Source organism: Streptomyces sp. NPDC097107 (genome assembly GCF_044762405.1).
Lineage (GTDB): Bacteria > Actinomycetota > Actinomycetes > Streptomycetales > Streptomycetaceae > Streptomyces > Streptomyces thinghirensis.
The window spans coordinates 399,094-405,886 of record NZ_JBIWEF010000008.1; the positions used below are offsets into that span (position 1 = coordinate 399,094).

Annotated in this window: 7 protein-coding genes; 4 read left to right on the forward strand and 3 right to left on the reverse strand. The window is 71.6% G+C overall.

The features are described 5' to 3' along the window. Positions 1–52: 52 nt before the first annotated feature. Both ACIQ1J_RS21685 and ACIQ1J_RS21690 read left to right on the forward strand, forming a co-directional pair. On the forward strand, positions 53–1,066 hold the full coding sequence (locus ACIQ1J_RS21685; RefSeq protein WP_403558814.1) for a ScbA/BarX family gamma-butyrolactone biosynthesis protein: 1,014 nt from the start codon (positions 53–55) through the stop codon (positions 1,064–1,066). Positions 1,067–1,095: 29 nt separating this feature from the next. After that, a complete protein-coding gene (locus tag ACIQ1J_RS21690; RefSeq protein ID WP_403558816.1) occupies positions 1,096–1,941 on the forward strand; it encodes an NAD(P)H-binding protein in 846 nt (281 codons plus the stop codon). Between the two features lie 96 nt (positions 1,942–2,037). Here the strand turns inward: ACIQ1J_RS21690 and ACIQ1J_RS21695 are convergent, their stop codons facing one another. The 3 genes from ACIQ1J_RS21695 to ACIQ1J_RS21705 all read right to left on the reverse strand — a co-directional run bounded on the left by ACIQ1J_RS21695 (position 2,038) and on the right by ACIQ1J_RS21705 (position 5,415). Continuing rightward, entirely contained in the window at positions 2,038–3,270 is a 1,233-nt protein-coding gene (locus tag ACIQ1J_RS21695; protein ID WP_403558818.1) for a cytochrome P450, read from the reverse strand. Between the two features lie 31 nt (positions 3,271–3,301). Continuing rightward, on the reverse strand, positions 3,302–4,540 hold the full coding sequence (locus ACIQ1J_RS21700; protein WP_403558820.1) for a sensor histidine kinase: 1,239 nt from the start codon (positions 4,538–4,540) through the stop codon (positions 3,302–3,304). A 188-nt stretch (positions 4,541–4,728) separates the two neighbouring features. Then, on the reverse strand, positions 4,729–5,415 hold the full coding sequence (locus tag ACIQ1J_RS21705; protein ID WP_403558822.1) for a ScbR family autoregulator-binding transcription factor: 687 nt from the start codon (positions 5,413–5,415) through the stop codon (positions 4,729–4,731). Positions 5,416–5,815: 400 nt separating this feature from the next. Between ACIQ1J_RS21705 and ACIQ1J_RS21710 the strand changes: the two genes are divergently transcribed. Next, complete coding sequence (locus ACIQ1J_RS21710) at positions 5,816–6,580, forward strand: response regulator transcription factor (protein ID WP_403558824.1); 765 nt, start codon at positions 5,816–5,818, stop codon at positions 6,578–6,580. A 121-nt stretch (positions 6,581–6,701) separates the two neighbouring features. Then, positions 6,702–6,793 (forward strand): biotin carboxylase N-terminal domain-containing protein (locus ACIQ1J_RS21715; RefSeq protein WP_308427085.1); only part of this gene is annotated, 92 nt, incomplete at its 3' end.

Sequence of the window (6,793 nt, forward strand, 5' to 3'; positions counted from 1 at the left end):
CGTCTGCGATCGAACGTAGCCGTCGAACGACATGCTTTTCTGGGGGAGAATCATGACGACAGCAGCTTTTTCGGACATAAGTACAGACCTGTCGGAGGCCGGTTCGGTCGGCGCACCGACCGCCACCGCAGCTCCGGCCCTCGCAACGGCCGCCAAACCGACCGCCGGCCCGGAGGCCAACCCGGTGACCATGGAGCTGGTCCACCGCACCAACGAGCGCGACGCCTTCCCGACCGCCTGGACGCACATCGACGAGAACCGGTTTCTCGTCAACGCCCGCTGGCCCCACGACCACCCGTTCTTCGCACCGGCACAGGACCGGCGGCACGACCCGCTGCTCATCGTGGAGACCATGCGGCAGACGACCATGCTGATCACCCATGCCGGCCTGGGCGTCCCCGTCGGACACCACTTCCTGCTCTCCGCCCTGGGGTTCACCGGTCACCCGGAACACATGGCCGCGGGTGACGCCCCCATCGACATCGACGTGGAGGTCACCTGCTCCGACGTCCACCACCGCGCCGGTCACGTGGCCCGCATGCGCAGCGACCTCGTGCTGCGCCGCGCCGGGCAGGTCATCGGCAGCGGCTGGGGGCTGATCAACTGCACCAGCCCGCAGGTCTACCGCAGACTGCGCGGCAGCCGCACCGGCGCCGGCTCGTGCAAGCCGCACGCTCCTTCGCTGCCGCCGCACCAGGTGGGCCGCACCGACACCGCCGACGTCCTGCTCTCGCCCTCGCCGCAGCAGAACGTGTGGCGACTGCGCGTCGACACCGACCACGGCACGCTCTTCCAGCGTCCCAACGACCACATACCCGGCATGCTGCTTCTGGAGGCCGCCCGGCAGGCAGCCCGTGCTGTGGTCGCCCCGGAGCCGTTCGCGCCGTTGAGCGGCGACATAGCGTTCAGCCGGTACGCCGAGTTCGGCAGCCCCTGCTGGATCCAGGCGCACGAGCTGCCGGGGGCGGAGCCGGGAAAGAGGACGGTCCAGGTCACCGGGCATCAGGACGACCGCCTCGTGTTCCGCTCCACGGTCACCGCGGACGCGCCGGGCGGCGGGGCGTGAGGGGGCCCGGGGAGCGGGGGGCCGGTCCCGTGATCCTGGTGACCGGAGCGACCGGGACGGTGGGCCGGGAGGTCGCCCGCCTGCTCGCCGGCAGGTTCCCGTTACGTATCCTGGCGCGGCGGCCGGAGCGGGTGCGGATGACTGGGGAACGCGTCCGGGTCGTCGCCGGCGAGTACGCGCACCGCGCGTCCCTCGACCGGGCCCTGACGGGGGTGCGGGCCGCCTTCCTGGTGACCAACAGCCCGGCGGAGCCGGACGATGAACGGTTCGCCGCCGCCGCTCGCGCGGCCGGTGTGCGCCACCTGGTGAAACTGTCCGCACACGCGGTCGCCGACCCGGGGGCGGACGACTTCGTCACCCGCCGTCAGCGCGACAACGAGGCGGCCGTGCGCGCCAGCGGGCTCGACTGGACCTTCCTGCGTCCGCGTCGCTTCATGTCCAACACGCTGTCGTGGGCCGGAAGCATCCGGTCCGAGGGTGTCGTCCGCGCATTGTACGGGTCCTCGCCCAACGCCACGGTCGATCCGCGCGACATCGCCGCAGTGGCGGTCCGGGCCCTGACCGAACCGGGCCACGAGGGCAGGTCGTACGCCCTGTCGGGTCCGGAGCCGGTCAGCGCCGCCCAGCAGACCGCAGAGCTCTCGGAGGTGCTCGGCAGGCCGCTTCGGTTCGAGGAGCTGTCGCCCCGGCAGGCGCGGGAACAGCTCCTGCGCCGCTATCCGCAGCCCGTGGCGGACGCCCTGCTGGACAGCGCCGTACGTCAGCTCACCGGCGTCAAGGCGACCGTCGGGAACACGGTCCTGGAGGTCACGGGCCGCCCCGCGCGGTCGTACCGCACCTGGGCGCGTGACCACGCGGCGGCCTTCGCGGCCTGACGCGCCGACGCGACGAGGGCCTTGCCGAATCGTTCCGGCAAGGCCCTCGTCCGTAGCGGCGCGGGGACGTCAGGGACGCCAAGGACGCCAAGGACGTCAGGGACGCAGCAGTACGGGCAGCCGCTGAGGCCCGTTGGAGAAGAAGGACGTCAGGGGTTCCGGCCGGTGGTCGGGCTCGGCGAGGGCGAGGCCCGGGAAGCGCTCGAACAGCTGGGAGAGGGCGATGACGGCCTCCATGCGGGCCAGCGGGGCGCCGAGGCAGTGGTGCACCCCGTGCCCGAAGGCCACGTGGTCGCGGCGGCCCGCCCGGGTCACGTCGTACCGGTCCGCGTCCGGGCCGTGGACGTCCGGGTCGCGGCCCGCTCCAGCGAGGGAGACGAGGATGGGCTCGCCCGCCCGGATGACCACGTCGTCGAGGGGGATGTCCTCGACGGCGTAGCGCAGTGGGATGTGGGCGCCCGGCGGCTCGTGACGGAGGGTCTCCTCCACCGCGTCCTCCCAGGAGGAACGCCCGGAGCGTACGAGTGCCAGCTGGTCCGGGCGGGCGAGCAGGGCGTACACGCCGTTGCCGATGAGGTTGACCGTGGTCTCGTACCCGGCGGAGATCATGAGGAGGAGGGTGTCCACCAGCTCCTGCTGGGTGAGCCCGCTCCCTTCCCTGTCGTCGCGCGCGGCGATGAGTCCGCTGGTGAGATCGTCACCGGGCGCGGCCCGCTTGACCTCTATCAGGTCGTGCAGGGCGGCGTAGAGCTCCCGCCCGTTCACCTCCGCCTCCGCCGGGGACAGGGAGCTGAGGAACGTGTTGTCGATGAGCCGGCGCAGCCGGTCGCGGGAGTTGTCGGGGATGCCGAAGAGTTCGCAGATCACCTGGACGGGCAGGGGCTCGGCGAACGCGGCCCGCAGGTTCACCGGTCGGCCGGCAGGGGTCCGGGCGAGCCTGTCGAGGAGGTCGCTGGTGATGGCCTCGACGCGGGGCCGCAGCGCTGCCGTGCGGTGGGCGGTGAACGCCTTCGACACCAGCTTGCGCAGCCGGGTGTGGTCGGCGCCGTAGGCCGTGATCATGCTGCGTACGGAGACCCAGATGGCCAGCGGCCAGGTCCGGGGGACTTCCCCGTTGATCCAGGCCGGCCAGTGCCGTTCGGCGTCCTTCGACACCCTCGGATCGGTCATCAGCCGCTTGACCAGCTCGGCGCTGGTGACGGACCAGGCCGTGACTCCTCCCGGCAGGCTCACCGGCACAGCCGGTCCCCGCTCACGGATCCGTGCGATCTCCGCTTGGATGTCCTGCCCGGACGGGTCGATGACGAAGGGGCAGCGCTGGGATTCCACGGGCTGTCTCCAAGAGTTCTCGGTAAGGGTGTTACGCGGACTGGGGACGGAGCGGGACATGGATGTCGACGCGCGTGCCGGTGCCGGGAGTGCCCCGGACGGTGATCCGTCCGCCGATCTCCGCGAGCCGCTCGCTCATCGAGCCGAGGCCGTGGCCAGGACGCCCGGACGGCAGCGGGTGCGCGGGGTCGAAACCGGCCCCGTCGTCCTCGACCCGGACGTACATCCACCGCCGGGTGACGCGCGAGGCGACCGCCACCCGGTCGGCCCCGGCGTGCGTGAAGGCGTTGCGCAGACATTCCCGTACGACGAGGAAGACCTCGAACCGCCATGCGTCCGGGACGAGTCGCTCGTCGCCGCCGGTGGCGACGGACACGGTGACGGAGGCCGGCGCGGCCTGTGTGGAGAACCGCCGCACGGCCTGCTCCAGCGGTGGTACGGCCGTCTGCGTCCGCAGTCCTTCGACGAGGCCGCGGGTGTGGCCGGTCGCCTCGCGCAGTGAGGCGCCGACGGCCGCCAGATGCCCCTCCGGGTCCGCCGCTCCCGCGGCGTGCGACTCCAGCCGCCGCAACGCCAGTTCCAGACTGGTGCCCAGTTCGTCGTGGAGGTCGCGGGCGATCCGGCGCCGTTCGTGCCAGAGCCGGTCGGGGTGGCGGTCCGCGGACCGGACGGAAGCGGTGTCCGCCCGTATCACGCGGCCGAGCGTACGGGTGAGGCCGGCCGCGCGGGCCGGTGCGGTTCCGCTGCCGTCGTCGCCCTCCAGGACGTGCAGCACCGCGCACTCCATGAGCAGGGAGGAGACGGCGGCCGTCTCGGGGCAGTCGGAACCGGCGGCGGGGCCGGTCCGGCGGCACGGGGCCCCTGCGCCCGGCCCCGGTGTGCCGGGCGGGGCATCACCGGCCGGCCGGTCCTGTGCCCGCGCGGCCTCCCGCAGAACGCGTCGCGCGTACGCGAGCAGTACGGGGACAGGGGTGGCCGCGTCGGCGCCGCGGTCGTGCAGCAACGCGGGCAGCGCCGCCTCGAAGCGGCGCAGGACGGCGGCCGATTCGGCCGGCAACAGCACGGACTGCGCGGTGCCGCGGGACGCGGGCCGGGCGAGCACGCCGGGACGCGGCGGGACACGGCGGGACCGGGCCCGGTCCCGGCTGCCGGAGAAGCCGGCCGCGGACCGGGTCAGGCCGTCCTGCAGCGCCACGGCGAAACCCTCGCCGACGACGGCTTCCAGAAGCCCGGCACCTGACTGGCCGGTGAGGCGGGGTGGGGCGTCCACGGTTCTCCTCGAATGAGTGTGCCCACGGCAACCGTGTGGACAAGGAGCGGGATCGACTGAGGTGCCGCGCCGATGTGGTCACCAGACGATAACAAACCGGATATCCCGTTTGTCAAGGAGTTGTGGACCCCGAAACCACACCGCGTGAGGGACGCATGACGCCCCGTACCGGCACTTCGGGCCTTCGTTCAGAACCGGAGGGCAGGGTTCGCCAGTCGCGGCGGCGCGTGGTCCGGCAGGCTTCGGGCGGGTACCGCCAGGGAGTCGGCGCCCGCGGGGTCGAGGCGGGTGAGCGCGTCCGGTGTCGCCAGCCGGGGAAGCAGCAGCTGCCAGAACCCGGTCAGCGAATAGCGGGACAGCCACTCCGAGTTGCGCCTCCCCAGGACCTCGAAGCCGGTGGTGGCCGCGACGATGGTGGCGGCCAGGTCGGCGCGTGGCACCCCTGGCACGAGGCTCCCTTCGCCGGCCGCCTCCGTCAGCAACTGCTGGACGCAGTCCTGCCACTGCCGACGGAGGTCCACCTCACCGCTGCGCGTCGCGTCATCGCTGAGCCGGAAACCGGCCCGCGTGACGGTGTCCCGGCGCAACAGGTCGGCCAGGGCGTGCGACGTGTCCGTGAGGGCCTGCAGCGCGGTGTTCTTCCTGCGGTAGACCCCGCGGGAGGCCGCGCGCACCGCGTGCGAGGCCTCGGCCTCCACCGCCGCCGCGACGGCGGCCTTGTTCTCGAAGTGGAAGTGCAGCGCTCCCGTGCTCACTCCGGCACCTGCCGCGATCAGGGTCAGTCTGGCCTGGGCATAGCCGTACTGCTCGAACACGGCGGCCGCCGACCGGATCAGCGCGTGGCGCGTGCGCTCGGCCCGTACCTGCTTGGTCAACGGAGCCCCCTCTCGGCGGCGACGAGCCAGGCGGTACGGCCCGGACGGGCAGCGGCGGGAGTCGGCGGCTCCAGCACCCGGGAATGAGGCTGCATCATGCACCTATGAAACCAACTTTTTGGTTTGATTTCCAGCGGCGATGCATGGCTTGGCCTGAAATCGCGGCGGCGTCTCGCGGCAGGGTGACAAGCTCGGCGGTGGCGGTCCATAAGAGTGATCTTCGCAGCTCAAACGGCCAATCGCGTCAAGATGGAGGGAAGTTGACCGCCCGATGACCTGTCGCACGATGCCATGACCGAGCCTTTGGCAGAGCTTTGACAAACCGCCGATGCGGTTTGTACTCTCTTGAGGAACGGTCGGCTCGCGGCGTGTGTGCCGCACGAACGTGCAGGAGCAGCAGATGAATCAGCAGACCGCCCATCTACTCGAAAGCCGCATACCGGCCCAGCAGTCCGCCCGGCGCGCCTCCTCACCACCCGGCCGCACGCTCGAAACCCGTTCGGCACTGCGCGTCCTGGTCGTGGAGAACGAGGCGCGTGCCGCCGAGTCCCTGGTCATGGGCCTGCGCAGGCACGGATACCAGGCGGAGAGCGTGGACACGGGCGCCAAGGCCCTCCGGGCCCACACCGAAGCCGATCTGCTGCTCCTCGACCTCGACCTGCCCGATCTCGACGGTCTGGAGGTCTGCCGTGGCATCAGGTCCGCCTCGGACACCCCGATCATCGCCATCACCGCCCGCGACACCGAGCTGGACCGGGTACTGGGTCTGCAGGCCGGATCCGACGACTACATGGTAAAGCCTTACGGCTTCCGGGAGTTGATGGCCCGCATCGAGGCCGTCATGCGACGCGTACGGCCGCGGCCTCCCGTCGCGCACGTCATCACCAGCGGACCACTGTGCATCGACGCGCGCACGCGCCAGGTGCGGATCGACGGCGGGCCCGTCGAGGTCACGCGCAAGGAGTTCGACCTGCTGTACCTGCTCGCGTCCCAGCCCGAGACGGTCATCTCGCGCAAGCAGCTCATGACCCAGGTCTGGGACGATTCCTGGTCGCGGCCCGGCCGCACCATCGACACCCATGTCAGCAGCCTCCGCAGCAAGCTGGGTTCGAGCAGCTGGATCATCACCATCCGCGGCGTCGGTTTCCGCTTCGGGCACGCCTGACACACGTACGCGTGCCTGTCGTCCGCACCACGGATTCCCGGTCGCCCGGCCCGGCTGCCCGTGCGCAGCGCGCCCGCTGTTCCGTCAGACGCCCCTCACCAGTCAGGAGAAGAGAGCCATCGTGCGCAAGGTGCTCATCGCCAATCGTGGCGAAATCGCTGTCCGTGTGGCCCGGGCCTGCCGGGACGCCGGGATCGCGAGCGTGGCCGTCTA